27 protein-coding genes are annotated in these 26,835 nt (G+C 69.1%); 20 read left to right on the forward strand and 7 right to left on the reverse strand.

What is annotated here, in order from left to right:
• Nucleotides 1–7 precede the first annotated feature (7 nt).
• The 13 genes from ftsH (at nt 8) to BLT81_RS00350 (ending at nt 12,376) form a co-directional block, all read left to right on the forward strand.
• Nucleotides 8–2,455: an ATP-dependent zinc metalloprotease FtsH gene (gene ftsH / locus BLT81_RS00285; RefSeq protein ID WP_019195145.1), complete on the forward strand. Its 2,448-nt coding sequence runs from the start codon at nt 8–10 to the stop codon at nt 2,453–2,455.
• Nucleotides 2,452–3,027 carry a GTP cyclohydrolase I FolE gene (gene folE / locus BLT81_RS00290; RefSeq protein ID WP_019195144.1) on the forward strand — a complete coding sequence of 192 codons (576 nt, stop codon included), beginning with the start codon at nt 2,452–2,454 and terminating at the stop codon, nt 3,025–3,027. Before ftsH ends, folE begins: the two co-directional genes overlap by 4 nt.
• 47 nt (nt 3,028–3,074) lie before the next feature.
• Nucleotides 3,075–3,878 carry a dihydropteroate synthase gene (gene folP / locus BLT81_RS00295; protein ID WP_051011601.1) on the forward strand — a complete coding sequence of 268 codons (804 nt, stop codon included), beginning with the start codon at nt 3,075–3,077 and terminating at the stop codon, nt 3,876–3,878.
• On the forward strand, nt 3,879–4,256 hold the full coding sequence (gene folB, locus BLT81_RS00300) for a dihydroneopterin aldolase (protein ID WP_019195142.1): 378 nt from the start codon (nt 3,879–3,881) through the stop codon (nt 4,254–4,256).
• Nucleotides 4,253–4,711, forward strand: coding sequence for a 2-amino-4-hydroxy-6-hydroxymethyldihydropteridine diphosphokinase (gene folK, locus BLT81_RS00305; protein ID WP_019195141.1), 459 nt, complete (start codon nt 4,253–4,255; stop codon nt 4,709–4,711). The genes folB and folK overlap by 4 nt, the downstream gene beginning before the upstream one ends.
• On the forward strand, nt 4,708–5,175 hold the full coding sequence (locus tag BLT81_RS00310; RefSeq protein ID WP_019195140.1) for a DUF3180 domain-containing protein: 468 nt from the start codon (nt 4,708–4,710) through the stop codon (nt 5,173–5,175). Before folK ends, BLT81_RS00310 begins: the two co-directional genes overlap by 4 nt.
• Before the next feature lie 10 nt (nt 5,176–5,185).
• On the forward strand, nt 5,186–6,136 hold the full coding sequence (locus BLT81_RS00315) for a DUF6779 domain-containing protein (RefSeq protein WP_019195139.1): 951 nt from the start codon (nt 5,186–5,188) through the stop codon (nt 6,134–6,136).
• Nucleotides 6,137–6,781 (forward strand): hypothetical protein, encoded by a 645-nt coding sequence (locus BLT81_RS00320; RefSeq protein WP_019195138.1) that lies wholly within the window; start codon nt 6,137–6,139, stop codon nt 6,779–6,781. It abuts the gene before it with no gap.
• Entirely contained in the window at nt 6,774–7,562 is a 789-nt protein-coding gene (locus tag BLT81_RS00325) for a pantoate--beta-alanine ligase (RefSeq protein ID WP_019195137.1), read from the forward strand. The genes BLT81_RS00320 and BLT81_RS00325 overlap by 8 nt, the downstream gene beginning before the upstream one ends.
• Nucleotides 7,563–8,420: 858 nt before the next feature.
• The gene (locus BLT81_RS00335; RefSeq protein ID WP_040421878.1) at nt 8,421–9,737 is read left to right on the forward strand and encodes a Na/Pi symporter; all 1,317 of its coding nucleotides are present in this window, start codon (nt 8,421–8,423) and stop codon (nt 9,735–9,737) included.
• Nucleotides 9,738–9,747: 10 nt separating this feature from the next.
• Nucleotides 9,748–10,119, forward strand: a complete 372-nt coding sequence (locus BLT81_RS00340; RefSeq protein ID WP_019195134.1) for a hypothetical protein — start codon at nt 9,748–9,750, stop codon at nt 10,117–10,119.
• The gene (locus BLT81_RS00345; protein ID WP_019195133.1) at nt 10,112–11,056 is read left to right on the forward strand and encodes a substrate-binding domain-containing protein; all 945 of its coding nucleotides are present in this window, start codon (nt 10,112–10,114) and stop codon (nt 11,054–11,056) included. The genes BLT81_RS00340 and BLT81_RS00345 overlap by 8 nt, the downstream gene beginning before the upstream one ends.
• A gap of 147 nt (nt 11,057–11,203) precedes the next feature.
• A complete protein-coding gene (locus BLT81_RS00350) occupies nt 11,204–12,376 on the forward strand; it encodes a hypothetical protein (RefSeq protein ID WP_019195132.1) in 1,173 nt (390 codons plus the stop codon).
• On the opposite strand, the gene BLT81_RS00355 is transcribed toward BLT81_RS00350, so the two are convergent.
• Nucleotides 12,373–12,909 carry a CAP domain-containing protein gene (locus BLT81_RS00355; protein ID WP_019195131.1) on the reverse strand — a complete coding sequence of 179 codons (537 nt, stop codon included), beginning with the start codon at nt 12,907–12,909 and terminating at the stop codon, nt 12,373–12,375. The genes BLT81_RS00350 and BLT81_RS00355 overlap by 4 nt on opposite strands.
• Nucleotides 12,910–13,003: 94 nt before the next feature.
• Between BLT81_RS00355 and lysS the strand changes: the two genes are divergently transcribed.
• Together lysS and BLT81_RS13185 are read left to right on the forward strand one after the other, a co-directional pair.
• The gene (gene lysS, locus BLT81_RS00360) at nt 13,004–14,554 is read left to right on the forward strand and encodes a lysine--tRNA ligase (protein WP_040421924.1); all 1,551 of its coding nucleotides are present in this window, start codon (nt 13,004–13,006) and stop codon (nt 14,552–14,554) included.
• Nucleotides 14,555–14,651: 97 nt separating this feature from the next.
• The gene (locus BLT81_RS13185) at nt 14,652–15,182 is read left to right on the forward strand and encodes an NINE protein (RefSeq protein WP_051011594.1); all 531 of its coding nucleotides are present in this window, start codon (nt 14,652–14,654) and stop codon (nt 15,180–15,182) included.
• A 184-nt stretch (nt 15,183–15,366) separates the two neighbouring features.
• Here the strand turns inward: BLT81_RS13185 and BLT81_RS00370 are convergent, their stop codons facing one another.
• Genes BLT81_RS00370 through BLT81_RS00380 form a run of 3 tightly spaced genes read right to left on the reverse strand, consistent with a single transcriptional unit; the run spans nt 15,367 to nt 17,760 of the window.
• A complete protein-coding gene (locus BLT81_RS00370; RefSeq protein ID WP_019195128.1) occupies nt 15,367–16,215 on the reverse strand; it encodes an NAD(P)/FAD-dependent oxidoreductase in 849 nt (282 codons plus the stop codon).
• Between the two features lie 18 nt (nt 16,216–16,233).
• Nucleotides 16,234–16,902 carry a flavin-containing monooxygenase gene (locus tag BLT81_RS00375; protein WP_019195127.1) on the reverse strand — a complete coding sequence of 223 codons (669 nt, stop codon included), beginning with the start codon at nt 16,900–16,902 and terminating at the stop codon, nt 16,234–16,236.
• Between the two features lie 9 nt (nt 16,903–16,911).
• Nucleotides 16,912–17,760 carry an alpha/beta fold hydrolase gene (locus BLT81_RS00380; RefSeq protein WP_019195126.1) on the reverse strand — a complete coding sequence of 283 codons (849 nt, stop codon included), beginning with the start codon at nt 17,758–17,760 and terminating at the stop codon, nt 16,912–16,914.
• Nucleotides 17,761–17,955: 195 nt separating this feature from the next.
• On the opposite strand from BLT81_RS00380, the gene BLT81_RS00385 reads away from it, so the two are divergent.
• From BLT81_RS00385 to BLT81_RS00395, 3 genes are all read left to right on the forward strand, one after another.
• Nucleotides 17,956–18,717 carry a helix-turn-helix domain-containing protein gene (locus BLT81_RS00385; protein WP_019195125.1) on the forward strand — a complete coding sequence of 254 codons (762 nt, stop codon included), beginning with the start codon at nt 17,956–17,958 and terminating at the stop codon, nt 18,715–18,717.
• Nucleotides 18,718–18,727: 10 nt separating this feature from the next.
• Complete coding sequence (locus BLT81_RS00390) at nt 18,728–19,996, forward strand: glycosyltransferase family 87 protein (protein ID WP_081583016.1); 1,269 nt, start codon at nt 18,728–18,730, stop codon at nt 19,994–19,996.
• A 135-nt stretch (nt 19,997–20,131) separates the two neighbouring features.
• Complete coding sequence (locus BLT81_RS00395) at nt 20,132–22,912, forward strand: ATP-dependent Clp protease ATP-binding subunit (protein WP_019195123.1); 2,781 nt, start codon at nt 20,132–20,134, stop codon at nt 22,910–22,912.
• A gap of 66 nt (nt 22,913–22,978) precedes the next feature.
• On the opposite strand, the gene BLT81_RS00400 is transcribed toward BLT81_RS00395, so the two are convergent.
• A complete protein-coding gene (locus BLT81_RS00400) occupies nt 22,979–24,301 on the reverse strand; it encodes a lipase family protein (protein WP_019195122.1) in 1,323 nt (440 codons plus the stop codon).
• A 48-nt stretch (nt 24,302–24,349) separates the two neighbouring features.
• Nucleotides 24,350–25,129 (reverse strand): zinc transporter ZupT, encoded by a 780-nt coding sequence (zupT, locus tag BLT81_RS00405; protein ID WP_019195121.1) that lies wholly within the window; start codon nt 25,127–25,129, stop codon nt 24,350–24,352.
• A 45-nt stretch (nt 25,130–25,174) separates the two neighbouring features.
• Between zupT and BLT81_RS00410 the strand changes: the two genes are divergently transcribed.
• Nucleotides 25,175–25,345, forward strand: coding sequence for a DUF4236 domain-containing protein (locus BLT81_RS00410; protein ID WP_019195120.1), 171 nt, complete (start codon nt 25,175–25,177; stop codon nt 25,343–25,345).
• Here the strand turns inward: BLT81_RS00410 and BLT81_RS00415 are convergent.
• On the reverse strand, nt 25,324–26,211 hold the full coding sequence (locus BLT81_RS00415; protein WP_019195119.1) for an HhH-GPD family protein: 888 nt from the start codon (nt 26,209–26,211) through the stop codon (nt 25,324–25,326). The two genes, BLT81_RS00410 and BLT81_RS00415, sit on opposite strands and share 22 nt — an antisense overlap.
• On the opposite strand from BLT81_RS00415, the gene BLT81_RS00420 reads away from it, so the two are divergent.
• Nucleotides 26,210–26,818 (forward strand): carbonic anhydrase, encoded by a 609-nt coding sequence (locus BLT81_RS00420; protein WP_019195118.1) that lies wholly within the window; start codon nt 26,210–26,212, stop codon nt 26,816–26,818. The two genes, BLT81_RS00415 and BLT81_RS00420, sit on opposite strands and share 2 nt — an antisense overlap.
• The last annotated feature ends 17 nt before the right edge of the window (nt 26,819–26,835 follow it).

Consider the following 26,835-nt stretch of genomic DNA (forward strand, 5'->3'; position numbering starts at 1 on the left):
GGACTACATGGACAACAAGAAAGTACTGCGGTGGGGCCTCATCGGCGCCGTCGTTCTCATCGTTCTCTACCTGTTCACCCTGATCGGGGACGAGACTCGCGCGTACCAAAACGTCGATACCTCCGTGGCCCTGCAGCAGCTGCAGGACAACAACGCCGAGGAAGTGCAGATCGACGACCGGGAGCAGCGCATCCGCATTGACCTGCGCGAACCCATCACCGTGGACGAGCGCGAGGGCGTCGAGGCCGTCATGGCGCAGTACCCGGCCCGCACCGCGCCCGACATCTTCAACGCCGTGCGCGAATCGGGGGCGGATTCCTACAAGACGAACGTCACGCAGGATTCTTTCCTGCTGTCCATGCTCGGTTTCATGCTGCCGATGCTGCTCATCTTCGGCCTGCTGTCGTTCTTCCTCTACCGCATGCAGGCCGGCGGCGGCATGTTTGGCCTCGGCGGTTCCAAGGCCAAGCAGCTGACTAAGGACCACCCGACGAACACGTTTGCCGACGTCGCGGGTGCCGACGAGGCCGTCGACGAGCTGCAGGAGGTCGTCGACTTCCTGCAGGACCCGCAGATCTACGAGAAGCTCGGCGCGAAGATCCCGCGCGGCGTGCTGCTCTACGGCCCTCCCGGTACGGGTAAGACGCTTATCGCCCGCGCCGTCGCGGGCGAGGCCGGCGTGGCGTTTTTCACCATCTCCGGTTCCGACTTCGTCGAAATGTTCGTCGGCGTCGGCGCCTCCCGCGTGCGCGACCTGTTCAAGCAGGCCCGCGAGAACGCGCCCTGCATCATCTTCGTCGACGAGATCGACGCGGTGGGCCGCCAGCGCGGCTCCGGCACGGGTGGGGGCCACGACGAGCGCGAGCAGACGCTTAACCAGCTGCTCGTGGAGATGGACGGCTTCGGCGACCGCGAAGGCGTCATCCTCATCGCGGCGACCAACCGCCCCGACATCCTCGACCCGGCGCTGCTGCGCCCGGGCCGCTTCGACCGCCAGATCCCGGTGACTAACCCGGATTTGGCGGGCCGCCAGCAGATCCTCAAAGTCCACGCCAAGGACAAGCCGCTCGGCCCCGACGCCGACCTGGACGCCTTGGCCAAGCGCACCGCCGGTATGTCGGGCGCGGACCTGGCCAACGTGCTCAACGAGGCCGCTTTGCTCACCGCCCGCATTGGCGGCAACGTCATCACCGCCGACGCGCTGGAGGAGGCCACCGACCGCGTCATCGGCGGCCCGCGCCGCAGCTCCAAGATCATCTCCGAGAAGGAAAAGAAGGTCACCGCCTACCACGAGGGCGGGCACACGCTGTCGGCGTGGGCGCTCAAAGACATCGAGCGCGTGTACAAGGTGACCATCCTCGCCCGCGGCCGCACGGGTGGCCACGCCATGACGGCGCAGGAGGACGATAAGGGCATGTACAACCGCGACGAGCTCTTCGCCCGCCTGGTCTTCGCCATGGGCGGGCGCGCCGCCGAGGAGCTCGTCTTCGGCGAGCCCACGACCGGCGCCAGCAACGACATCGAGCAGGCGACGAAGATCGCCCGCGCGATGGTCACCGAGTACGGCATGTCCAGCGTGCTCGGCACCGTCAAGTACGGCTCCGAGGACGGCGACCCCTTCTCCGGCCGCGGCGGCGGAGGCAGCCTCGACTATTCGCCCGCGGTCGCCGAAACCATCGACCGCGAGGTGCACGAGCTTATCGACGCCGCACATGAGCGCGCTTACTCCATCCTCGCCCGCAACCGCGACTACCTGGACACCCTCGCGTCGCGCTTGCTGGAGAAGGAAACCCTGCGCCGGCCGGACCTGGAGGACATCTTCACCGGCATCGAGCCGGAGGGCTCCGGCCTGCCCGCCGTGGACGAGCGCTTCGTGGCCCAGCCCGGCCGCACCCCGGTGCTCACCCCCATCGAGGAGGCGAAGGCGCTCGGCGTGGAGCTGCCGAAGAAGGAGACGCTGCTGGACATGTCGCGCCGGGCGCGCAAGCGTCGCGTCGAGCAGCGCGCCAAGGAGCAGCCGCAGCCGACGGGCTCGACCGCGTGGCGCGGGGGCCGCTCCTCCACGCCGCGGACTGTCGAGTACCAGGGGCCGAAGCCCCCTCCGGGCTGGCACTACACCGGCGCGCCGGGTCAGGGGCCGGCTGAGGGCGAGGCTGCGACCCAAACCATCCCGCGCGAGCCCGCGAAGCACCGGCCGGGGGAGCACCCGGGGGTGCGCAACTACGGCGCGCCGGAGCCCCAGCCGCAGCAGCCCTCGACGGACCAGCCCCAGGAGCGGGAGGAACCGCTGATTGGCTTCCAGCTGCCGGAGAACGAACGGCCCACCAGGAAGGACAGGAAGGACAGCCCGTCCGACGCTCCGACGTCGGAGATCCCGAAGGTGGATGCCGGGGACGTCGCGCTGCCCGACGCCGAGGAAGAGACCCTGCCGAAGCGCGAAGGAGGACAGGAATGACGAGCTCTGGTGTTGACCGCGCCCGCGCCGAGGCGGCGGTGCGCGAGCTGCTGCTGGCGGTGGGGGAGGACCCCGACAGGCCCGGGTTGGAGGAGACGCCGGCGCGCGTCGCGCGCGCCTACGAGGAGGTCTTCGCCGGGCTGCACACGGACCCGACCGAGGTTCTGAACAAGAGCTTCGCCGAGGACCACAACGAGCTCGTGCTCGTGCGCGACATTCCCATCTACTCGATGTGCGAGCACCACCTGGTGCCCTTCTACGGCAAGGCGCACATCGGCTACATCCCAGGGGCGGAGGGCAAGGTCACCGGCCTGTCCAAGCTGGCGCGGCTGGCGGACCTCTACGCCAAGCGCCCCCAGGTGCAGGAGCGTTTGACGAGCCAGATCGCTGACGCGCTCGTCGATAAGCTTGGTGCTCAGGCCGTCATCGTCGTCATCGAGTGCGAGCACCTGTGCATGGCCATGCGCGGGATCCGCAAGCCCGGCTCCACGACGACGACGTCGGCGGTGCGCGGCGGGTTTAAGACGAACGCGGCCTCCCGCGCCGAGGTGCTCAGCCTCATTAGGAGCTAGCCGTGACCACCGTGCAGGACCTGACCGTTCCCGGGCGCACGAGCGTCATGGGCATCCTCAACGTCACCGAGGACTCCTTTTCCGACGGCGGGCGCTGGCTGCGTACCGACGACGCCCTCGCACACGCCCGCGAGCTCGTGCGCGCGGGCGCCGACATCATCGACGTCGGCGGGGAGTCGACCCGCCCCGGTGCGACCCGCGTGCCCGCCGAGGTAGAGGCCGCCCGCGTGCGCCCCGTCATCGAGGCGCTGCACGCCGAGGGCATCCGCACCTCGGTGGACACGATGCGCGCTGCGACCGCGGCCGCGGCCGTCGAGGCCGGCGTGGACCTCATCAACGACGTGTCCGGCGGGCTCGCGGACCCCGACATGTACCGCGTGATGGCGCAGGCGGGCGTGCCGGTGTGCCTCATGCACTGGCGCGCTGACTCCTACGGCGACGCCGCCGGCGCCGCCGACCACGGCGGCGACGTGGTCAGCGACGTACACGCGGTGCTGCGCGAACTCGCCGACAACGCCATCGCGGCGGGAGTCGACCCGGAGCGGATCACCGTCGACCCGGGCCTGGGCTTTGCCAAGACGGCCGCGGACAACTGGGCGCTGCTCGCCGCGCTCGAAACCTTCGTGGCCGGGCCGTTCCCGGTGCTGGTGGGGGCGTCGCGCAAGCGCTTCCTCACGAGCATCCGCAAGCAGCGCGGCCTGGAGCATACGCCCGTCGACGCGGATCCGGCCACAGCGGCGGTCTCCGCGCTGTCCGCGCGGGCCGGGGCGTGGTGCGTGCGCGTGCACGAGGTGGCCGTCACCCGCGACGCCGTCGACGTCGTCGCCGCCTGGCGGGAAGGGGGAGCGTAAGTGGCGGACCGGATCGAACTGAAGGGGCTGCGCGTCTACGCCCACCACGGCGTGCTCGCGCACGAGACGGAGCACGGCCAGGCCTTCAGCGTGGACATCACCTGTTGGCTGGATTTCACCGGCGCCGCGGCGACAGACGACCTCGACGCGACGATCAACTACGCGGAGCTGGCGCAGCTCGCATACGACATTGCGGGCGGGACGCCCCGCAAGCTCATCGAGACGGTCGCGGCGCAGATCGCGGACATCGCCATCGCGCGCTACCCGGCGCTGCACGCGGTGGAGGTCACCCTGCACAAGCCGCACGCCCCGATCCCGCTGGTCATCGACGACGTCGCCGTCGTCGCCCGCCGCAGCGCCCCGAAGGCGCGCCGATGAGGGCGGTGCTGTCCATCGGCTCCAACATGGAGGACTCGCGCGCCCACCTCGCCGCCGCCGTCGAGGAGTTCGCCCCCGACCTCGTCGCCGCGAGCTCCGTCTACGCCACCGCGCCCTGGGGCGGGGTCGAGCAGCCCGACTTCCTCAACCAAACGCTGCTTATCGACGCCCCCGAAACGCCCCACCAGCTCCTTCGCCGCTGCCAGGACCTCGAGCGCGCCGCCCGCCGCGTGCGCGACGTGCGCTGGGGACCGCGCACCCTCGACGTCGACATCGTCGACATCGAGGGCTACACCTCCTCCGACCCGGACTTGACGGTGCCGCACCCGCGCGCCGCCGAGCGCGCCTTCGTGCTCGCGCCCTGGCTGGAGGTGGATCCGGGCGCCCGGCTCGGCGGCGAGGCGGTGTCCGACCTGCTGGCTAGGCTGGGCGAGCAGGAGGTGAGAAAGCTATGACGCGGACCCCCATCGCCGGGCTCGTCGCCGTGGCGGGCTTCTGCGCAGCCGCGGCCTTCATCCTGGTGCGCCGCTTCTACGGCGCGCTGTCGGGCGTGGAGTTGCTGTGGTCCATGCCGCTGTGGATCGTGGCCGCGGTGTGCTTGTTCGCCGCGGCCATGGTGAAAAAGCGTCGCGAGGAGGGCAAGGTGGGCTTGGACCGTTCGCAGCTCAACCCGATGATGGCGGCGAACTTCATGTTGCTGGGGAAGGCGTCGGCCTGGGCCGGGGCGATTTGCGGCGGGGTGTTCGCGGGCCTGGCCGTCTACGTCCTGCCGCGGGCGGGCAGCCTCGCTGCTGCGGAGACGGACCTGCCGGGCGTGCTCTCCGGGGCGCTCGGCGGGCTGGCGCTCGCCGTGGCGGGGGTCGTGCTGGAGCGCGCCTGCGAGGTGTCGCCGCCCGGTGACGGCGAGGCCGTTCAGTAAGGTGTGGGACATGAGTGGCGAGAACTCTTTGCGTGACAGCGGGAACTTGTGGGTCGTCGTCCCCTTCGTGCTGGCGGTGGTGGGCACCGTCATCATGCTGTTCACCAACTCGGCGAACGTGCTCAAGGTCTCGCTCATTCTCGCGCTGTGGGCCGCCGCCGCTGGGATCATCGTCATCGCCAAGGCCCGCCGTGACCGCGACGAGGCGCGCCTAGCCCTGGAGGAGAGCGACAAGCGCCACGAGGCCGAGCTCGACGCCGTGCGCGCCCGCGGCGAGGCCGACCGCGCCGCGCTCGCGCTGGCGCGCAGCGACGACGACATCCCCGTCGGCGTCGACGTCGAGGTGCTGCACGAGATCCAGCAGGAGCTCAAAGCGCTGCGCGCCCAGTTGGAGCAGATGGCGGGCCGCGAGTTTGAGTACGAACCGGCCGCCCTGCGCGCCGAGGCGCGCCGCATCGCGGAGCTGGACGCGATGCCGTCTCGCGCCCCGAAGCCTGAGGCCGAGGCGGAGCCCGCCACCGTGGAGCCCGCCACCGTGGAGCCTGAGTCAGAGGCCGGCAAGCCGACGGCCCCCTCGGAGGAGGACACGGCGACACTGCGCGCGGTGCCCGACGCCCCGAAAACCTCCGGCACCAGCACCAGCACCGCCAGCACCACGAGTGCCACCGGCCGCCCGGCCGGAGCCCCGAGCTCCGAGGCGATTTCCGGGCGGCTGGGCACCCAGCCCAGCTCCCGCGCGGCGCAGCGCAACCCGCTGTCCCAGCTCATCAGCGAGCGGCAGGCGGGCTCGTCTCTGTGGGATTCGTGGGAGTCGCCCCGCGAGGACAAGCCCGCCGAGGAACCCGCCCCGCCCGCGCCCGCACAGGAACGTCGCGGCGGACGGCGCCGGCGCGACGAGCGCGGCAGCGGCGCCGTTTCCGTCGCTGAGCTGCTGGCGCGACGCGGCAAGGACGCCGAGTAGATGGGGCCGCGTCTTCGCGGCGGCGTCCTCCACGGGCCGGGGCGGCAGTCCGGCCTCGCCGAGGCGCTGCAGCGCACCGGGCACGCCATGACGAGCGTCACTGCGTTTCACGCGGGCGCGCCCTTCGACTTGGTCATCCTCGACGCGCAGGACCCCGAGTGGGTGCGCGCGCAGGCGGAGGAGCTTGCGCCGCGCGCCCGGCAGCGGCAGATGTTCCTGCACACCTGCCTCATCGAGGGCGTTCAGGCCTTCGATCCCGTGGAGCTGCGCGGGGCGGTGACGATGGCGGCCCACGAGATCCAGCCCGGCTATTGGGTTACCTCCGCCGCCGACGACGTCGGCGAGGCCGTCGTGTCGTTGCTCGTGGCGCAGGCGGGCGGGGTGAACGTGCCGATTACCGACGCGCAGCGCCCGAGGCTTGCGGCGGCGGCTCGGCTGGGGCGGCTTGGGGACGTCGCAAAGCGAGATGCCCTCGAGCTCATACGCGAAGAGTTGCCCGGCATCGCGGCGACGGTGGAGGAGCCGGAGGCCATCGCGCCCGCGCGCCAGGAGCAGTTGCGCGCCGCGCTCGGTGGGCACCCGGCCGGGGACCTGTACGAGCAGCTGGAGCGACGAGTTACGGAGAGGAACAGCACCGATGTTTGAGCCCGGGACAGCCGTCGAGGTCACCGATCCCGCGAGCCTGGCCACGTACGGGCGTGCGTTTCGCAAGGTGGGCAAGTCCGTCGTGCTCGTCCCGCTCGGGGCGGGCCTGCACGCGGGGCACATCCAGCTCATCCGCGCGGCGCGCTCTCTGCTCGGCTCGGTCGTCATGGTCACCTACACCGGTGAGGACAGCCCGGAGGTCTTCGCGCGCGAGCAGGTCGACGTGGTCTACCGTGGCCGCCTCGACGCCGACGCATGCGTATCGACGCCCCTCCACCACCTTGAAGACCCCACCGCCATCGCCCGCGGCGTGGCGCGCATCCTGGCGGCCGCCCACGCCTGCCACGCCACCGACGTGGTGCTCGGCGAAAAGGACTTCGAGTTGCTCGTCGCCGTCCAGCGGGCCGTGAGCGCGCTGCGCATGGAGGTCCGGCTGCACAGCGTGCCCACCGTGCGTACCGCGGACGGCGTGGCGATGTCGCTGCGCAACGCCGACGTGCCGGAACAGTATCGCGAGCCCGCCCTGGCGCTGCCCGCCGCCCTGACCGCCGGGGCGCACGTCGCTGAGCGTGGTGCCACGGCCGTTCTGGAGGCGGCGCGTTCCGTCCTCGACGCGGCCGGCGTCGAGCCCGCCTACCTGGAACTGCGCAGCCTGTCCTTCGGCCCTGCGCCCGAGGAGGGCGACGCACGCCTCCTCGGTGCGGTCGACCTCGGCGGCGTCCACCTCACCGACAACGTCGGCGTGCCCGTGGGCATCGGGTTCACGAACCTGCCGGTGTAGGCGCTGCGCGTGCCTGGGGGGCTCGGTGGCAATGGTGTGTGGTGGGGTCGACTGAGGCTGGGGTCTCCTGGTCGACCTCAGCGAGATCCAGGCGGTAAAACCCCAGGTCGCGTTGAGGCGGAATGTGTTGAGGTCGACTAGCTGGGGTGTTGTGGTCGACCTCAGCGAGATCCAGGCGGTAAAACCCCAGGTCGCGTTGTGGTGAAATGTGTTGAGGTCGACTAGCTGGGGTGTTGTGGTCGACCTCAGCGAAATTCAGGCAGTGAAAGCCCAGGTCGCGTCACGCTGAAATATGTTGAGGTCGACTAGCTGGGGTGTTGTGGTCGACCTCAGCGAGATCCAGGCGGTAAAACCCCAGTTCGCGTTGGGGCGAAATGTGTTGAGGTCGACTAGCCGGGGCGCCTTGGTCGACCTCAGCGAGATCCAGGCGGTAAAACCCCAGGTCGCGTTGAGGCGGAATGTGTTGAGGTCGACTAGCCGGGGCGCCCTGGTCGACCTCAGCGAAATCTAGGCTGTAAAACCCCAGTTCGCGCCACGCTGAAATGTGTCAGGGCGCCCCCGCAACCCGCGAACACACTCGGTACACGGGAAAGAGATGGTCTGTTTTTCACAGGGCCCCACCCTTTCGGGGTGCACGTCACTCTACGTCGGCGCGCAGCGCGCACGGGCTAGCGCGGAAGAATGCGCTCTGAACAGCACAAACGCGCAGAAGCGCCCCGTGCGAACTGCTCCTACTCTCGTCGGGGCGCGCACGCGAGACAGTTAAACAGGTGTTCATCTTTTGTTGCTTGCCTGTCAAGATCGTGGAATTACGCTGACATGAGCCCAATGTTTACCCCCGTATGTAAGTGAGCGCTTATGAGTAGCAAGGGACGTCCCTCTGATCCCGCCGGCGAGCACGAGCTCCTGGAGGATTCTGGCACGCGTGTCGTGTCCCGGTCTGCGACGGAAACGATGACCGCCGACGCCGAGAACATCGGTAGCGATGTTGAAGAGGAAGCGGAAGGCAAAGACCCGCTCGGCTTCCTCGGCCTCGACGGCACCGCGAAGCAGGTAGCGAACTGGATCGCCGTTGTGCTCGGCATCTGGATCCTGCTCAACGGTGTCGGAATGATCGGTGACGGCTTCAAGCTCGCCGTCGGCGACCAGGCGCAGGAGCTGTTCTCCTTCGCGGAGAACCCCTTCGTCGGCCTGGCTATCGGTATTGTCACCACGGCAATTATCCAGTCGTCGTCGTCGACCACCGCCATCGTGGTGGGCATGGTCGCCGGCGGCCTGCCGCTGACCATCGCTATCCCGATGCTCTTCGGCGCCAACATGGGCACGTCGGTGACGTCGACCCTCGTGGCCCTGGGCCTGGCCGGCAACAAGAAGCAGTTCAAGAACGGTTTCTCCATGGCGACCGTGCACGACTTCTTCAACATTATCGCCATCCTGGTCTTCTTCCCCCTCGAGCTGCTAACCGGCTTCCTCGGCAAGACCGCGACGGCGATCGCGCCCTCGCTGGCGGGCCAGGGCGACAGCATCTTCTCGCGCGCCTTCGAGGCCCTCGGCGACTTCATCGACCTGATCACCGAGCCGCTCGTCGGCCTCGCAACGAGCATGGTTGACCCGCTTGACGACGTCTGGGCTGGCGTCATCCTCGCCGTCCTCGGTATCGCTCTGATCCTGCTGTCCATCAGCTTCATCGGCAAGATCCTCAACGCGCTGCTGGTGGGCAAGGCGCAGGACATCCTCTACGCAGCGCTGGGCCGCAACTCCTTCATCGGCGTTCTCTCCGGCGCTCTGATCACCGCGCTGGTGCAGTCCTCTTCCACCACGACGGCTCTGACGGTTCCGCTGGCTGCGTCCGGCAAGTTTTCGGTGCGCACGCTGTTCCCGTTCGTGGTGGGCGCCAACATCGGTACCACGGTGACCGGCCTCATCGCCGCGTTCTCCGCGTCGGGCGCGGAGGCGGATGCCGCAATGGCCGGTGCCTTGGTGCACACGCTGTTCAACCTCTTCGCGGCGATCCTCATCCTGGGCCTGCCGTTCCTGCGCGACATCCCGCCGCGCTGCTCGGACTGGCTGGCTGGCCTGGCGGAGAAGAACAAGCTGTACGTCTTTATCTATGTTGGCGGTGTGTTCTTCGCCATCCCGCTGCTGGCCGTGTTTATTTCCAACGCCGTGATGTAAGGAGCTTTCGATGACGAACCCGAACGAGACCCCCGACCTGGGGCCCATGGCAGAAAACCTGATCCGTAACGAGGCCCCGAACGAGGCGCTGGAGGCTCTGCTCGCCGAGCTCGAGGAGACCGCGGAGGAGCTGCGCGGCGAGCTGGCGGCGCGCGGCCATAGCACCGAAGCGCTCGCTGGGTCCAACGCTGCTGCCGCCGAGCAGGACGGGGCCGGCAAGCCGAAGAAGATGGTCAACCCGAACGTCACTCCGGAGCAGCAGGCGGAGCTGGACGAGAACTTCGCCCGCTACTGGTCCAACTCGCAGGGCTCGTGGAAGAACCTCTTCCGCCTGCTGCGCGAGTTCCGCGCCGAGATGAAGGAGGGCAAGAAGGATGATTAAAGCCCGCGCTACTCTCACCGCCGCCGGCGTGGCCGCTGTCGCGCTGCTCGCCGCCGGGTGCGGCTCCGAGGCCCCGAGCGAGGGGGCCATCCAGGCGACGGGTTCCGCGACCGTGGAGCCGATCACCTCCTACATGGCCAACCGCTACGACTTCGACGTCAACGTCGAGGCGATTGGTTCGAACGACGGCTTCGAGAAGTTCTGCAACGGCGAGGCCGACATCAACAACGCGTCGATCTCTATCCCCGGCGCGGGCGACGAGGTGGACTTCCAGAAGCAGTGCGCCGACAACAACGTCGAATACATCGAGCTGCCGATTGGGCTGGACGCCATCACCATCGTGAAGCACCGCGACAACGATTGGGCGACGGACTTGAGCATTCAGCAGATCCACGACATTTGGTCGGTCGATTCCCCGGTGACGCGTTGGTCCGACATCGACCCGTCCTGGCCGGACGAGGAGATCGCGCTCTACGGCCGCCCGCAGGGCTCCGGTACTCTCGACGTGTTCAAGCAGCTTGTGCTCGATGGTGACGAGATCCGCGAGGACTACCAGGCCACCGACGACATCCAGGAGCTGTCCGAGTGGGTCGCCGACGACGTCAACGCCTTGTCCTTCATGGGTATCGGCAATTACCTCGAAACGGATGAGGAGGCGCGCGACGTCATCGACAACGTGCGCGTCGACGGCATTGAGCCCACCGCGGAGGAGACGCAGAGCGGCAACTACCCGCTGGCGCGCCCGCTGTTCATCTACGTCAACGAGGAGTCCGCGAACCGTGAGGACGTGGACGAGTTCGTGACCACCTACCTGGATAACGCCGAGGCGGTCATGCCCCGCCTGTTCTTCTACCAGCTGCCGGAAGACGAGTACGGCAGGGTGAAGGAGCGCTACGCGGAGCGCACGACCGGCCCCGATGACCAGTGGCACATCTAAAAGCGTAGGGGCTTAATCCCGCTCGCACCGCTCGCGAGCATAAGGGCCTGATTCCGGTGGTGCATCGGAGTCAGGCCCTTGAGCCATTCCGATAAGATTTCATGTAATTACGCGCCGACCGCCCGACCCCGAACTGAGGTACTACCCGTGGACAACAACTCTCTCACCGCCGCACTCGACGCCGCCGGCTACTCCGGCCTCGAGGAGACGTCCCGTACGGAGTCCTCCACGATCTACACGGCGCGGACGGCGCGGGGCACCGCAGAAGTCGAGGTGTTCAATATCCCGCTGTCGCCCGCGGCGGCACAGGACGTCACTCGCGGCGGCGCGGACCTCTCCGGCGCGGACCTGCCCGGCGTCTTCGCGCCGCGCGATATCGGGGTCACAAATGAGGGCCGCCTCTACGTGGCCCGCGACGCCGCCGAGGGCGTGCCGCTGCGCACGATGGCGCGCGAGCACTTCGCCTCTGAGGGCCACTTCAGCGTCGCCGAGGCGCGTACCCTGCTCGAGCCGGTCGCCGAGGCGATCGACGCGTACGCCGCGCACGGGCGCGCCGGGTTCGTCGCCCGCTCGATCACGCTCGATAACCTGCTGGCCCAGCCGGCGTGGGCAGCGGCGCCCGTAAAGCTGTCGCTCGTGGGCCCGACGCCGAACTCCTCGGGAGTGAGCGCCGAGCGCAACCGCGACGCCTTCATCAGCATCGTCTCGGATGTGACGGGCTCGCCTATCGACGCCTCCATGGTCAACGCCTCCCAGACCTGCGCGGGCTACCTGCGGGCGCTCGCCGGGGAGCCTGCGGCGCCGGAGCAGCCCACGGGGGCGTCGCATCGTGCAGCGAAAAGCGGGCGTTCCGCGTGGCCGTGGGTGGCCGTGGCCGTGGTGCTCGCACTGGTCGCCGCGGCGGCTGTGTGGTGGTTTTACGGGGGCCGCGGCGAGGAGTGGCAGGGCGCGGAGGCCGACATCCAGCAGGCGTACCCGGGCATCGTGTCCGAGCAGCAGGGGGGCCGTGGCTGGCAGGACCTGACGTGCGAGCCGGGCGAGCCGGATGCGGGGCAGACCGCGAAGATCCGGTGCGCCGACCGCCAGCTCGGCGTGAGCGTGGCTGTGTATCCGTCCGCGGCCGAGCGCGACGCCGCACTGCCGGCCCGCGACCAGGCGGTCACGCTCGGCGACGGCGCCTGCACGGTTGACTCCTACCAGGTGCCGGACGTCACCCCGCCGGCGTTCGTCATGGCGCCGGCGGACAAGCCGGAATACTGGGTGCTCATCAACGGCGAGGACGCGGAGGAGAAGCGGCTCGACCTGCCGCTGTGCGGTTAGAAGCGGGCGAAGTTAGCCACGGCCACCTTGGAGCCGTCCGCGCGCGGCGCGACCCCAGCGCCCGCGTGGGTGAAGGCCGGGTCGAGCACGGTCGCGCGGTGGGAGGGGGAGTCGAGCCAGCGCTGCACCAGCGCGTCGGCGGAGTCGGGCGCGGCGCCGCCCGTGATGACCTCACCGGCGCGAGTCCACCCTGCGGGGTAGCCGGCGGTGAAGTTCGGGCGGTGGCTGAGGTTCGTGCGCGAGCCGTGTGCTGCCTGCTGCTGCGCCCAGTCCTGGGCAATGGCGCCGAGCTCCGGGTGCGGGGCGACCGCGGGGAGGCTGTGGGCGGCCCGGGCGCGGTTGAGGGCGTCGATAAGCTCCTGCTGCCCGACGGCGGTGCTCGCGGTGGCGGCGGGGAGCGCGGGCAGCGGCAGGGAGGAACCGCCGATGGGGACGTTGACCAGGCTGCCGGCGAGCGCGACGGCGGCCATGAAGCCGGAGACCGCGCGGGAGATAAGGTCGGGCGGGAAAGGCAGGGGCAGGTTCGGCAGCATGGGGTTCCTTCGGAAGGGGACAATCGCGCGCTATTGTAGCGTGGCGCCGCGCCCGGTTCCTGCAACCTGGGGGTACCGACTACTCTAAGTGGGCGTGACTACCCAGGACCTTTCAGAACAGCAACAGTTCCGCCGCGCGAAGCGCCAGAAGCTCATCGACTCCGGCCGCGAGGCCTACCCGGTTGTTGTCGACCGCACGGATGCGCTCAGCGAGATCCGCTCCCGCTACGTCGTCGTCGCCGAGGGGGAGGACGCGCCGGAGGGTGTCACCGCTCTTGCGGCGGGGGAGGAGACCCAGGACGTCATCGCGGTCGCCGGGCGCGTGATGTTCAAGCGCGACACGGGCAAGCTGTGCTTCGCCACCCTGCAGGAGGGTGCGGGGGCGCAGCTGCAGGTCATGCTCTCGCTCGCCGAGGTCGGCGAGGAGGCGCTGGCCAGCTGGAAGGAGGACGTCGACCTGGGCGACATCGTCTCCGTGCGCGGTCGCGTGATTGCGTCGCGACGCGGCGAGCTCTCCGTCATGGCGCAGTCCTGGCACATGGCGTCGAAGGCGCTGCGCCCGCTGCCGGTGGCGTTCGCGGACATGAACGAGGAGCAGCGGGTGCGCCACCGCTACACGGACCTCATCATGCGCCAGGAGGCGCGCGACAACGCGATGACCCGCATCAAGGTCATCGCGGCGGTGCGCAGGTACCTCACCGGCCTGGACTTCGTCGAGGTGGAAACCCCGATGCTGCAGACGCTGCACGGCGGCGCGGCGGCGCGGCCCTTTGTCACCCACTCCAACGCCCTCGACATCGACCTTTACCTGCGCATCGCGCCGGAGCTGTACCTGAAGCGCTGCGTGGTCGGCGGCATCGAGCGCGTCTTTGAAATCAACCGCAACTTCCGCAACGAGGGCGTCGACTCCTCCCACTCGCCGGAGTTCACCATGCTGGAGACCTACCAGGCGTGGGGCACGTACAAGGACTGCGCCGAGATGATCAAGGGGCTCGTCCAGTTCGCGGCCCGCGAGGTCTTCGGCTCGACCGAGGTCACGCTTGCCGACGGCACAACGTACGACTTCGGCGGCGAGTGGCAGGTACTGGAGATGTACCCCTCCCTCAACGAGGCGCTGCAGCGCACACACCCCGGACAGCCGGAGGTGACGATCGACTCGACCGTGGAAGAGCTCACCGCCATCGCCGGGGAGATCGGCCTGAAGGTGCCCGAGAACGCGGGCTGGCTGCACGGCAAGCTCGTCGAGGAGATCTGGGAGCACCTGTGCTCCGACCAGCTTTACCGGCCCACCTTTGTCACCAACTTCCCGGTCGAGACGTCGCCGTTGACCCGCGACCACCGCGACAAGCCCGGCGTGACGGAGAAGTGGGACCTGTACGTGCGCGGTTTCGAGCTGGCCACCGGCTACTCCGAGCTGGTCGACCCGGTGATCCAGCGCGCCCGCTTCGAGGACCAGGCCCGCCTGGCCGCCCACGGCGACGACGAGGCGATGGCGCTCGACGAGGACTTCCTCGCCGCGATGGAGCAGGGGATGCCCCCGACAGCCGGCACTGGAATGGGTATCGACCGTCTGCTCATGGCGCTGACCGGCCTGGGGATCCGTGAGACGGTGCTCTTCCCGATGGTGCGCCCTGAGGCGAACTAGTTGGGTGATGATCAGCACCAAGGTGCTGTACGCGGGCCCGTGCGTCGAGTAGGATGACAAAAGCATTCCGCCCGTCCTGACAAGGAGGCAAACGCCCGTGAGCAGCATCTACCCTAGCCCTAGCTACGACGAATACGACGAAGACGGACTGCCTCTCAAGAAACCGCGCTTTCACGGTGGTCACGCCCCACGTCAGTCGTGGACCGCGCACCCGCAGCAGCAGCCGCCGTCGTCGACGAGTGGGTACCCGGCAACGTATTCACAGGCGCCATATTCTCAGTCGCCGTATTCCCAGGCGCCGTATTCCCAGTCGCCGTATTCCCAGGCGCCGTACGCCCCGGCACCGTATCCTCAGGTTGCCTACCAGCCCGCTCCGAAGAGCAAGGTCGTGGCAGCATTGTTGTTCTTCTTCTTCGGTTCGTTTGGCTTGGGCAACTTCTACCTCCACCAGAACACGCGCGGCGCTGCCAAGCTGATCATGGTGTTCGTGGGCTTTATTACGGCGATTTTCCTCGTCGGTTTCCTCCTCTTGGCGGCGGTCAGCATGTGGTCCTTCATCGAGATGATTCTCGTCCTCGTCGGCGCGGGCGGATACGACCGCGACGGCAGGGGAGTCCCAGTGGACTAAGCAGCCCTGGGGTGCGCCGTATGCACATCACCCCTCGGTGTTAACCGCAGCGGCGGCTACAACGAGACACGTGCTCGCACGGAGCGCTCAGACGCGCGCCGGGCCCGATAGATGGGGCTCGGCGCGCGTCTGTTTGTATTCGTAGCGCCGTTGCGTTCGACTTGGCCTGCGTCTAGACGTAGGTCTAGGCGTACGTCACCTCGAAGCGGTCGGGGCTAAACGGCTCCACGCGCGAGCGGAAGTCGTAGGAAAACCCAGGCCACAGCGCCGTGAGCGTGCCGGTGCGGCGGTCGAGGTACCAAGCGCCACAGCCACCGTCGGCGACCCAGACGGTGCCCTCCGTGATCTCCTTGATCTGCCGGGTCCACTCGTCCTGGGCGGCGTCGGTGACGTCGATCGTGGCGACGTTGTTGTTCACCGCCCAGGTGAGTAGCTCCGCGGCGTTCGCGCATTGGGATTCGATGACGTAGATGATCGTGTTGTGGCCCAGCCCCGTGTTGCGCGCGTTCAGCGCGATGAAGTTGGGGAAGCCCTGCTCGTGCATAGTCAGGGTGGGCACGCCGCCCTCTCCCCATACCTCGGAGAGGGTGCGCCCGTCGGTGCCGGTGACGCGGCGGGCGTACAGCGGCTCGGAGACGTCGAAGCCGGTGCAGAAGATGATGACGTCGACATCGTAGCTGCGGCCCTCCGCGCTGGTGAGCGTGCTGCCGTCCACGGAGGCGAGGGCGGAAGGCTCGAGCGTGACGTGGTCGAGGTTCATCGCCTCGTAGAAGTTGTCGCTGAAAAGGATGCGCTTGCAGCCAATGCCGTAGTCGGGGGTGAGCGCCTCCCGGGTGGTGGGGTCCTTCACGGTGCTGCGGTGTTTGTCCATCTCGGCGGCGGCGAGCGAGATCATGTCCGGGTCCTGGCGCATGATGGCGTAGCCGCGCTCGGCGTCCCAGAACAGAGAGTCGCGCTCGCGGCGCAGCGCCTCCGGGGAGCGGCGCAGGGTGCGCTTTTCCGCCTCGGTGAACTCGCGGTTGTTCTTCGGCATGATCCAGGCGGGGGTGCGCTAGAAGATGGTGACCTCGGAGGCGACCTTCGCCACCTCCGGGGCCACCTGGATGGCGGAGGCGCCGGTGCCGATCACAGCGACGCGCTTGCCCTCGAGGGCGACGGAGTCGTCCCACTTCGCGGAGTGCAGGATCTCGCCCGTGAAGGTGTCCACGCCGTCGATGTCCGGGACTTGGGGGTCGACGAGGTGGCCGGTGGCGGTGACCAGGAAGGTGCAACGGTAGGTGCCGTTGTTGGTCTCCACGGTCCATGCTGAGCCGTCGAAACGCGCGGACTCCATGTCCGTCGTGCCACGGAAGTGCTGCTGTAGGCCCTCCTGGGTGGCGGTGTCCTGCAGGTACTCGCGGATCTCCTCGCCGGGGCTGTACTCGTGGGACCAGTCCGGGTTAGGCCGGAAGCCCAGCGAGTAGATGTGGCTGGGCAGGTCGCAGGCGACGCCGGGGTAGAGGTTGGTGAGCCAGCAGCCGCCGAAGTCGGCCTCGCGGTCGATGATGAGGAAGTCGTGGAAGCCGCGGGCTTTGAGCATCGCGGCCATAGCGACGCCCGAGAAGCCGGCGCCCACGACGAGCACGGTCGCCTCGTTGCCGGTGGGCGGGGTCTGCTCCTCGCGCACGGTGTTGCGCACGAGGTAGGGGTCGGGCGTGAAGGTATCGGTAGCGGTGGTCATAGCGGGTGTTTAGCCTTTCGTCTCGGGAACGACGCTGCCGGCGGGGTAGCGCTGCGGCTCGCGGAGGAACAGGTCGATGAGCTGGACAATCTCAGCGGGGCGCTCGAGCACCACCATGTGGCCGGAGCTCACCTCGGTGTAGCGGGAATCCTCGATGAGCCCGAAGAGCTGCTGGGAGTGGTGGCGCGGGACCATGAAGTCGTCGTGGTTGGCGATGATCAGCGTGGTCGCGGCAACTTTCTCGGCCGCGTCGCGGATGTCCACGCGCGCGTTGAGGTCCATTTGCTTGGCCACGAAGTCGTCGACGGTCAGGGCCTCGACGCCGGCGGAGAAGTCGGCGGCGTCGGTCTTGGCCACGTAGACGGGGGAGAAGGCGCACAGACCCATGAAGCGGCGCACGGTGGCGGGGTTGTCCTCGTAGAGGGTCCTCCACAGGCCGTTGCGCAGGCGCTGCTGGTTGTCGGTGGCGGCCCAGCCCGCGACTGGGATGAGGTTTTTCACGCGGCCCTTCTCGGCGGCGGCGACGGCGACAGCGACGACGGCGCCGAGGGAGAAACCGGCGACGTCGAACTCGGCGTCGGGGCCGATGGCCTCGTTGGTCGTGGCGACGACCTGGCGGACCAGCTCGTCGAGCTCGAGCTGCTCGCCGGGGGTATCGGCCCAGTCGGCGGCGATGACGCGGCGCTGGCGGGCCAGGTGGGGAATGATCTGCCCGAAGTGGCTGGCGGCGGTGCCGCCCGTGCCGTGGACGAGAACGAGGGGGCGCTCGCCGTTGCGGGTCTCCACGGTGTCGTGGAGCGTGACCTGGACGCCGTCGACGTCCACGGAGCTCGTTGATGTGGTCTCGGGAAGTGCCATGGTGCCTCCTTGTGTGCACAGCACGCGTCCGCAGAATCGCCTGCGAGCTGCTGCGAAATACGCTACTGTCCGAATAGTGGAATTAGTTCCGGCATTTAAGGTGCCGCGAGTGTGACTCACGTCTCCCTTGCGGGACAAATGTAGTCAATGTGGGCCGTATGGGCCAGAAATATGTGAAACGGGGTTGACCGCATAGTGGACAAAGCAGTGGGTGTTCTTCAGCGCAGCCGCCTGATCGTGCAGGAGGTCCTCGCGTCCATGCCGGCGGGAATGAGCGTCGCGGGCTGCGCCGCGGCGACCGGCTTGCCCCGCACCACGGTGCACAGGTTGGTCACCGACCTCGAGGCGGTGGGCATCCTCGCTCGCGCGGGGGGAGCATGGGTCCTCGGCCCCGGCGCGCGCACGCTGGCCGCCCACGCCCCGATGGAGTTTCCCGCCGTCGCCCGCCTGCGCCGCCCCGCCCAGCAGCTTGCGGACCTGTCGAGCTTTTCCGTCTACGTCACCGTGATGAGCTTCGGCCGCTGCTATTACCTGCTGCGCACCGACGGGGACACGCCGATCCGCATCTTCAACGTCGAGGTCGGCGAGTACAAGCGCTTCGGCGAATCCTTCGCCGGCGTCGCCCTGCTGTCGACACTCTCGCGTGCCCGCCAGGACAACGAGATCGCCGACATGGGTGCCAGCCCGCCGCCCTTCCTCGACGCCACCCCCGAACAGCACGCCGCGAGCATCCGCGACATGCTCGCCCAGCTGGACGCGCACGGGTGGTGCGGGGGCAGCGGCTGGGTCCAGGGGGTCGCCGGCATGGCGTGCGTCGTGCCCGGCCCCGACCCGCGCTTCGCCGTCACCATCTCGGGAGGAGAGGGGCTTCTCGACGCCGCTCGCCGCCGCGCACTCGCCCCAGCGATGCTCGAGTGCGCGCAGCAGCTTGCCGACGTCATCGGGCTCGTCCGATAACCTAACGCGCATGCACAACGTACGCGCCCGATTTCTCGACGCCACCGCCGCGGCGGCTGGCGGCCTTTCACCGGTTGCGGGGGCGAGGGGGCGTCGATTAGCGATGTGCGCGCTCGTGTTCGTCGCCGTCGTCGGCGTCCTGCGGGCGTGCCTGATTGCCCCCCTGTCCAACGAGGGCACGGACTTTCGCCCGATCTGGGACGCCGTGCAGCGCTACGTCGACGGGGTGCCCGTGTACAACGAGGACTACAGCACCCACGACCCGCACTACCTGTACTCGCCGGGCGGCACCGTCGTGCTTGCCCCGCTGGCGCTGCTGGGCACCTTCGAGGTGGCGCGCGTCGCGATGATCGCCGTGAACGCGGTGGCCATCGTCGCGGCGCTGTGGATCGTCGCGCGCCTGGCCGCCGGGCCGTGGGCGGCGGCGCTCACCCTGGCCGCGGTGGGAGTGTTCTTCAACGCCGCGGAGCCCGTCGCCTCGACACTGACGTACACCAACATCAACGGCCTGCTCCTTCTGGTCATGGTGGTCGTCGTGTGGGCCTGCCTGGTGCTGGACACGCGCGCGCACAGGCACCACCGCCAGTTCCTGCGCCCCGAGACCTACCTCGCCGGGGTGCTCGTGGCGTACGCGCTGACGCTGAAGCCGCAGTTCGTGGTGCTTGCCGCCGTGCCCTTCCTCCTCGGGCAGTGGCCGGTGCTCGTCGTCGCGGCGGCGTCCTACGCGGCGGTGTTCGCCGTCGGCTGGGCGACGACGGTGAACGCGCACTGGTACGTCGAGCGGCTCCTGCCGTACCTGGCCGAGCCGCGCAGCTACGATAACGGGTCGCTGAGCCCGGTGCTCGAGCAGATCGGCCTCGGCGAGACGGCGAGAACGGTCGTGATCGTGCTCCTGCTCGCGCTCGTCGGCGCCGCGGTGGCGGCCATGTTCCCGCTGCGCAGGCGTGACCCCGTGGTCTGGTCCTTCGCCATGCTCGCCGTCCTTTTTTCCGGGGTGTTCCTCGCGGGCGGGCTGCTGCAGGGCTACTACACCATCTGGCTCATCCCGCTCGCGATGACCGTGTTGCGCCCCGCGACCCCCATGCACTCGGTGGGGATGTGGGTGGCGCTGCTCATGGCGCACGGCGGGTTGTCCCGGTTCTTCCTCGATGGGCCTCTCGGCGACTGGCCCGACAGCACCGCGCCCACCCTGGGCTGGGTCCTCGTCGCAGTCGTCGGGTTCGCGTGGGCGGTCTCGCAGGTGCGGGCGCGCCGGCAAGGGGGCGTTCGCCACGGGTGAACACGGCGGGTGAGCTGGGCAGATGACAGTGGAAGGCTGTCGTGCGAAAGAAACCGGGAAGGGATGTCGGCCCCGCGCGTTATGGTGGGTGACAACTTTTAGCGAACGGCAGTTTTTTGGAGAGAGGGTAGCCACATGTTCGAACGGTTTACCGACCGCGCCCGCCGCGTCATCGTCCTGGCACAGGAAGAGGCGCGTGCGCTCAACCACAACTACATGGGCACCGAGCACATCCTGCTCGGCCTGATTAAGGAGGGCGAGGGCGTCGCGGCGAAGGCGCTCGAGTCCATGGGCATTAACTTGGAGGACGTGCGCCGCGAGGTCGAGGAGATCATCGGCCACGGCACCCAGCCCGTCACCGGGCACATCCCCTTTACCCCGCGCGCCAAGAAGGTCCTCGAGCTCTCCCTGCGCGAGGGCCTGCAGATGGGCCACAAGTACATCGGCACGGAGTTCCTGCTGCTCGGCCTCATCCGCGAGGGCGAGGGCGTCGCGGCGCAGGTGCTGATCAAGCTCGGCGCCGACCTGCCGCGCGTGCGCCAGCAGGTGATCCAGCTGCTCTCCGGGTACGAGGGCGGCGAGGGCCAGAACCCCGAGGGTGCCCAGCAGGGCGGCGGCTTCGCCGGCGCGGGCACCGGCGGCGGCCCCATGGGCGGGGGCGGCCCCCGCGGGGGCGGCCAGCAGGGCGAGCGCTCGAACTCACTGGTGCTGGACCAGTTTGGCCGCAACCTCACCGCCGCGGCCCGCGAGGGCAAGCTCGACCCCGTCGTGGGCCGTGAGAAGGAAATCGAGCGCATCATGCAGGTGCTGTCCCGGCGCACCAAGAACAACCCGGTGCTCATCGGCGAGCCCGGCGTGGGCAAGACCGCCGTGGTCGAAGGCCTCGCGCTCGACATCGCCAACGGCAAGGTGCCTGAGACGCTGAAGGACAAGCAGGTCTACTCGCTCGACTTGGGCTCCCTGGTCGCCGGCTCGCGCTACCGCGGCGACTTTGAGGAGCGCCTGAAGAAGGTGCTCAAGGAGATCAACCAGCGCGGCGACATCATCCTGTTCATCGACGAGATCCACACTCTCGTCGGCGCGGGCGCCGCCGAGGGCGCGATCGACGCCGCCTCGCTGCTCAAGCCCAAGCTTGCCCGCGGCGAGCTGCAGACCATCGGCGCGACCACGTTGGACGAGTACCGCAAGCACATTGAGAAGGACGCCGCCCTCGAGCGCCGCTTCCAGCCCGTGCAGGTGGACGAGCCCTCGGTGGAAAACACCATCACCATCCTCAAGGGCCTGCGCGACCGATACGAGGCGCACCACCGCGTCTCCTATACCGACGACGCGCTGCGCGCGGCCGCCAACCTGTCGGACCGCTACATCAACGACCGCTTCTTGCCGGACAAGGCTGTTGACCTGCTCGACGAGGCCGGCGCGCGCATGCGCATCAAGCGCATGACCGCACCGGAGGGCCTGCGCGAGGTGGACGACCGCATCGCTGAGGTGCGCCGCGAGAAGGAAGCGGCGATCGACGCCCAGGATTTCGAGAAGGCCGCTGGCCTGCGCGACGTCGAGCGCCGCCTCGGCGAGGAGCGCTCGGAGAAGGAAAAGCAGTGGCGCGACGGCGACCTCGAGGAGATCGCTGAGGTCGGCGAGGAGCAGATCGCGGACGTGCTGGCGAACTGGACCGGTATCCCCGTGTTCAAGCTCACCGAGTCCGAGTCCTCGCGCCTGCTCAACATGGAGTCCGAGCTGCACAAGCGCATCATCGGCCAGGACGAGGCGGTGCGCGCCGTCTCGCGCTCCATCCGCCGCACCCGCGCCGGCCTGAAGGACCCGAAGCGCCCCTCCGGTTCCTTCATCTTCGCCGGCCCCTCCGGTGTGGGTAAGACGGAGCTGTCGAAGGCTCTCGCCGAGTTCCTCTTCGGCGACGACGACGCGCTGATCCAGATCGACATGGGCGAGTTCCACGACCGCTTCACCGCCTCCCGCCTGTTCGGTGCGCCTCCCGGCTACGTCGGTTACGAGGAGGGCGGCCAGCTCACCGAGAAGGTGCGCCGCAAGCCGTTCTCGGTGGTGCTTTTCGACGAGATCGAGAAGGCGCACAAGGAGATCTACAACACGCTGCTCCAGGTGCTCGAGGAGGGCCACGTCACCGACGGCCAGGGCCGCGTCGTGGACTTCAAGAACACCGTGCTCATCTTCACCTCGAACCTGGGCACCGGCGACATCTCCAAGGCCGTGGGACTCGGCTTCACCGGTAACACCGCCACGGACGCCGACGCGCAGTACGACCGCATGAAGAGCAAGGTGAACGACGAGCTGAAGAAGCACTTCCGCCCCGAGTTCCTCAACCGCATCGATGAGATCGTGGTCTTCCGCCAGCTCTCCCAGGAGGAGATCGTCCAGATGGTCGACCTGCTGATCGGCCGCGTGGACAAGAACCTTGCTGCGCAGGACATGGGCATCGAGCTGAGCGAGAAGGCGAAGAACCTCCTCGCTGTGCGCGGCTTCGACCCGGTGCTCGGCGCGCGCCCGCTGCGCCGCACCATCCAGCGCGAGATCGAGGACGTGCTGTCCGAGAAGATCCTCTTCGGCGAGATCGGCGCCGGCGAGATCATCTCGGTCGACGTGGAGAACTGGGACGGCGACGTGGAGACGGCGCGCCAGGCGCGCGGCAAGGCCGCGGAGGGCGCGCGCTTCACCTTCAGCCCGCGCACGAAGCCGCTGCCGGCGGACGCTTTCGACGACGACTTCGACGACGCCGAGGTGCGCGACTCGGACGGGAGCAACGCCCCGGCGACCGTAACCGCGGATGTCCCGGCAACGGGGTCCGGCACGGACCCGGACGCCGGGTACGGTGACGGTTCCGGCGGCGGCGAGGCCGGCGGCCCGACCCCGCCGCCGGCCGGCGCAGGCCAGCCCCTCTAACGCACGAAGGCCCGAAGGCCCCAGCCGACGAGGCTGGGGCCTTCGCGCGCTGTGCGGTCACTACACCTAGAACTGGCCGCAGTTGGAGGCCATGGGCGCGCCAGAGAAGCGCTCGGCGACCCACGTCATGGAGGGCAGCGCCTGGGTGGCGATGCCGAGGGCGTGGTTGACGCCGAGTTTCAGCCCCGGCGTCAACGGCGGGATGTCCTCGTTGAGCAGCGCCGCGGGTGCGCCGGCCGCGCAGTAATCGCGGGCCAGCTGGACGGCCTGCGGGGTGGGCACGAGATCGTCGTGGCCGCCCGTGGTCACCAGGATCGGGGTCGCCGGGGCGCGCCGGCCCAGGTTCTGGGCGGCGAAGATATCCCGCACCCGCGGCTCGCGGGCGGCGATCTCGCCGAGGGTCTCGCCGGTGGCGCTGAGCTGCCGAGTGCTCGTCATGCCCCAGCGCAGGGCGCCGTCGACGATGCAGGAGTCCGCGGTGTCGGCCAGGAAGGCGCGGCCGCGGTCGTTGAGGTACGGCCCGACGACCTCGCTCAGCACGGGGTAGCGCGACTGCCACCCGGCGAGCGCGTAGCCCAAGACGGCGACGATGGCGGAGTTGTCCACGCCCTCGATCGTGGCGATGAGATCGGCGGGCGGAGCCCCGGCGACGGTGCCGCGCAGGTTGATCTCCGGCGCGTAGGTGGGGTGCAGCTCGGCGGCGGCCCCGACGGCGCCGCCGCCCTGGGAGTAGCCGTAGAAGGCGACAGGGTCGCCGGCGGGGACGACGGCGCGCGCCGCGTCGAGGACAGCGTGGCCCTCCTCGTCGTGGAGCACGTAGGTGTGGGCGCCGGGGGTGCCCAGCCCGATGTAGTCCACGACCACCACGCGCGCGCCCATGAGCGCCGCGGCCTGGTACGCGGCGAGTTCGTAGTTTATGCCCACGGACGGGCCCGCGGGGTCCACCTGGCCGGTCAGCCACGGGCCGCGCGAGGGGGCGCAGGCGTCGCCCGAGCCGCGGGTGCCGGGGGCGAAGACGACCGTCGGGGTCGGGCCCGGCCCGCGCCACGCGGTGGCGGGCTGGATGACAAAGCCGGAGGTGGCCACCGGGTCGCCGTGGACCGTGGTGGAGGTGTAGAGGATCTTCTCTGCGTAGCCCGGGAAGTCAGGGCCGAGGATGTTGAGCAGGTGCGGCGCAGGCTGGGTGCGCAGCAGCGTGCCCAGGGCGCCGAGGTCGGCGACGGGGTCGTCGTAGAAGGGGTCGTAGCCGGCGATCGGGGAGCCTGCGGGGGTGGCCTGGGCGTGCTGGAGGCCGTCGATAAGCGGCTGTGTGTGGGCGTGGGCGGGGGCGGGGCACAGCGCGAGGGCGAGCGCCGCGGCGAGGGCGGAAAGGCGGATTCTTCTCAGCATGTCCGAAGAGTACTAAGGAAACGCGCATGTTTCAGGCGTTTCGCAGGATCAGGGCAGCAGCAGGAGGCTGACCGCCATGACCGCCATGCCGCCCACGACGCCGTAGACGCAATGGTGGTGGTGGCCGGTGTGGATCGCGCTGGGCAGCAGTTTGTCGAAGCTGATGAACACCATGATCCCGGCGACGGCCGCATACGCCAGGCCCAGGGTGGAGGGGCCGAGGAAGGGCAGCAGCAGGAGGAAACCGATGAGCGCGCCGGCGGGCTCCGCGAGGCCGGACAGGGTGGCCCAGCCTGCGGCGCGCCATTTCTTCCCCGTCGCCTCGCGCAGCGGGGCGGCCACGGCGACGCCCTCGGGGACGTTGTGGATCGCAATCGCCAGCGCAATCGGCGCCGCGAGGACCGGGTCGGCGAGCGCGGACATGAAGCTGGCGAAGCCCTCCGGGAAGTTATGCAGCGCGATAGCCAGGCCCGTCATCGTCCCGGCGCGCGCGAGGGCGGGGGAGGAGGCGGCCACGTGCTCCTCGTGCGGGTTGACCTCCTCGGGCACGAGCCGGTCAATGAGCGCGATGAGGCCCACCCCGGCGAAGAAGGCGGCGACGGCGCTCGGTCCCCCGACCTCCTCGGCGGCCTCGGGCAGCATCTCCACGAGCGAAATGTAGACCATGACGCCCGTGGAAAAGCCGAGCGCGCCCGCCAGGAACGTGTTCGAGGGCGTGGACTTGAGGGCGACGATGAGCCCGCCCACGCCGGTGGAAATGCCGGCGAGCAGCGAGATACCGAACGCCACCGCGATGGCGTCCCACCCGTATCCCGCGAGTCCCTCCATGGGATGCAACCTTAGTCGCCGTCAGCGCGGCTACTGTGGGTGCCTATGGGTATCCAGTACAGGAAGCGCAAAAAGCTGGGCAAGAACTCGTGGCTCAACCTGTCCGGGTCGGGCGGCTCCGTGTCCACGAAGATCGGGCCGGTGACCCTCAACTCGCGCGGCGGCGTGTGGGTCAACCTGCCGGGCGGGTTGAACTACCGCGGCAGGTGGAAGTAGCCGCGCTCGTCCTGCACCGCCAGGTTGTCCTCCAGCAGCGAGTACAGCGCGCGCGACAGTTGGGCCGTGTCGTCCCAGAGGGCGTCGATTGCCGATGAGTCGACCGGCGCGTCCGCCTCGCGCAGCAGCTTCATGATCTTGCCGCGCACCTGTCGGTCGGTGCCGGCGAACTTCTGCACCTTCTTTTTCTTCAGCTCCTCGGCGCTCGGCGCGGGCTTTCCCGCGGCGACCCAGGCGCAGCCAGCCTCGAGGGGGCACTGCCCACAGCGCGGGTTCGCCGCGGTGCATACGAGGGCGCCGAGTTCCATCAGCCCGGCGGAAAAGACGGGGCCGTCGGTGTCGGGGAGCAGCGCTGCGACCTCGTCGAGTTCGCGCGTGCGCGGCCGCGCTAAAAAGGTGCCGTTGACAGCTCGCGCGTAGACGCGGCGCACGTTCGTATCCACCACGGCCACGTTCCGGCCGTAGGCGAAACACGCGACCGCCCGCGCCGTGTAGTCGCCCACCCCCGGAAGCGCGAGCAGCTCCTCGACGCTATCGGGCACGGCGCCAGCATGCTTATCGACGATCACCCGGGCGCACTCCTGCAACCTCAGCGCCCTGCGCGGGTACCCGAGCGTCCCCCACGCGCGCAGCACCTCGTCCGTGCCCGCCGCGGCGAAAGCGGCCGGCGTGGGCCAGCGCTCGATCCATTCCTCCCACACGGGCGCCACCCGCGCCACCGGCGTCTGGTGGCTCATGACCTCGGACAACAGCACGCCCCACGGGCTCGTGCCGGGCGCGCGCCACGGCAGCGCGCGGGCGTTGCCGCGGTAGTAGTCGATCACTAGTTCCTGCTCAATCACGATGGGTGCAACAATAGTGCCCATGATCGCAGCAACCTCACCCGCCGCCGTGTGGCAGCAGCTTCTCGACGGCAACGCCCGCTTCGCCGACGACTCAGTCGAACGCCCCCACTCCGACCGCAACCGCCGCGAGGAGCTGCGCGGCGGCCAGGCCCCCGTCGCGGCCGTGCTCTCCTGCTCCGATTCCCGGGTGCCCGTCGAGATGCTTTTCGACGCCGGGCTCGGCGACATCTTTGTCATCCGCACCGCCGGCGGCTGCGTCGACGCCGCGGTGTCCGGCTCGCTCGACTTTGCCGTCGAGACCCTGGGCGTCAGCCTCGTGATCGTGCTCAGCCACGAGGCGTGCGGGGCGGTCGGGGCGGCCATCGATGCCGTCGATAAGGCAGACATCCCCATCGGTCTGCAGCGCGTCTTCGTGGAAAAGATCGCCCCCAGCGTCATCGCCGCGAAGGCGCGCGGCCGGGGCGCGCGCGCCGAGGTGGAAAAAGAGCACGCCGGGATCACCGCCGAGCACCTCATCGACCGCATCCCCGCGATCCAGACCGGCGTCGCCGACGGCACCCTCGGCGTCGTCGCCGCCCGCTACCGGCTCGAAGACGGCCGCGTCGAGACCGTATCCCAGCGCCTCTAGCGGTTAAGGTTGCAGGT

The sequence above is a fragment of the Corynebacterium timonense genome, assembly GCF_900105305.1.
Lineage (GTDB): Bacteria > Actinomycetota > Actinomycetes > Mycobacteriales > Mycobacteriaceae > Corynebacterium > Corynebacterium timonense.

What these genes read in the sequence shown, in the direction of transcription:
- BLT81_RS00375 (WP_019195127.1), bottom strand. Translation starts at nt 16,902, where the DNA reads ATGACCACCGCTACCGATACCTTCACGCCCGACCCCTACCTCGTGCGC.
- folK (WP_019195141.1), top strand. Translation starts at nt 4,253, where the DNA reads ATGAGGGCGGTGCTGTCCATCGGCTCCAACATGGAGGACTCGCGCGCC.
- BLT81_RS00355 (WP_019195131.1), bottom strand. Translation starts at nt 12,909, where the DNA reads ATGCTGCCGAACCTGCCCCTGCCTTTCCCGCCCGACCTTATCTCCCGC.
- BLT81_RS00335 (WP_040421878.1), top strand. Translation starts at nt 8,421, where the DNA reads ATGAGTAGCAAGGGACGTCCCTCTGATCCCGCCGGCGAGCACGAGCTC.
- folE (WP_019195144.1), top strand. Translation starts at nt 2,452, where the DNA reads ATGACGAGCTCTGGTGTTGACCGCGCCCGCGCCGAGGCGGCGGTGCGC.
- BLT81_RS00380 (WP_019195126.1), bottom strand. Translation starts at nt 17,760, where the DNA reads ATGGCACTTCCCGAGACCACATCAACGAGCTCCGTGGACGTCGACGGC.
- BLT81_RS00320 (WP_019195138.1), top strand. Translation starts at nt 6,137, where the DNA reads ATGGGGCCGCGTCTTCGCGGCGGCGTCCTCCACGGGCCGGGGCGGCAG.
- zupT (WP_019195121.1), bottom strand. Translation starts at nt 25,129, where the DNA reads ATGGAGGGACTCGCGGGATACGGGTGGGACGCCATCGCGGTGGCGTTC.
- BLT81_RS00325 (WP_019195137.1), top strand. Translation starts at nt 6,774, where the DNA reads ATGTTTGAGCCCGGGACAGCCGTCGAGGTCACCGATCCCGCGAGCCTG.
- BLT81_RS00400 (WP_019195122.1), bottom strand. Translation starts at nt 24,301, where the DNA reads ATGCTGAGAAGAATCCGCCTTTCCGCCCTCGCCGCGGCGCTCGCCCTC.
- BLT81_RS00370 (WP_019195128.1), bottom strand. Translation starts at nt 16,215, where the DNA reads ATGCCGAAGAACAACCGCGAGTTCACCGAGGCGGAAAAGCGCACCCTG.
- BLT81_RS00310 (WP_019195140.1), top strand. Translation starts at nt 4,708, where the DNA reads ATGACGCGGACCCCCATCGCCGGGCTCGTCGCCGTGGCGGGCTTCTGC.
- BLT81_RS00415 (WP_019195119.1), bottom strand. Translation starts at nt 26,211, where the DNA reads ATGGGCACTATTGTTGCACCCATCGTGATTGAGCAGGAACTAGTGATC.
- ftsH (WP_019195145.1), top strand. Translation starts at nt 8, where the DNA reads ATGGACAACAAGAAAGTACTGCGGTGGGGCCTCATCGGCGCCGTCGTT.
- BLT81_RS00340 (WP_019195134.1), top strand. Translation starts at nt 9,748, where the DNA reads ATGACGAACCCGAACGAGACCCCCGACCTGGGGCCCATGGCAGAAAAC.
- BLT81_RS00410 (WP_019195120.1), top strand. Translation starts at nt 25,175, where the DNA reads ATGGGTATCCAGTACAGGAAGCGCAAAAAGCTGGGCAAGAACTCGTGG.
- BLT81_RS00345 (WP_019195133.1), top strand. Translation starts at nt 10,112, where the DNA reads ATGATTAAAGCCCGCGCTACTCTCACCGCCGCCGGCGTGGCCGCTGTC.
- BLT81_RS00395 (WP_019195123.1), top strand. Translation starts at nt 20,132, where the DNA reads ATGTTCGAACGGTTTACCGACCGCGCCCGCCGCGTCATCGTCCTGGCA.
- BLT81_RS00420 (WP_019195118.1), top strand. Translation starts at nt 26,210, where the DNA reads ATGATCGCAGCAACCTCACCCGCCGCCGTGTGGCAGCAGCTTCTCGAC.
- BLT81_RS00315 (WP_019195139.1), top strand. Translation starts at nt 5,186, where the DNA reads ATGAGTGGCGAGAACTCTTTGCGTGACAGCGGGAACTTGTGGGTCGTC.
- folP (WP_051011601.1), top strand. Translation starts at nt 3,075, where the DNA reads ATGGGCATCCTCAACGTCACCGAGGACTCCTTTTCCGACGGCGGGCGC.
- BLT81_RS00390 (WP_081583016.1), top strand. Translation starts at nt 18,728, where the DNA reads ATGCACAACGTACGCGCCCGATTTCTCGACGCCACCGCCGCGGCGGCT.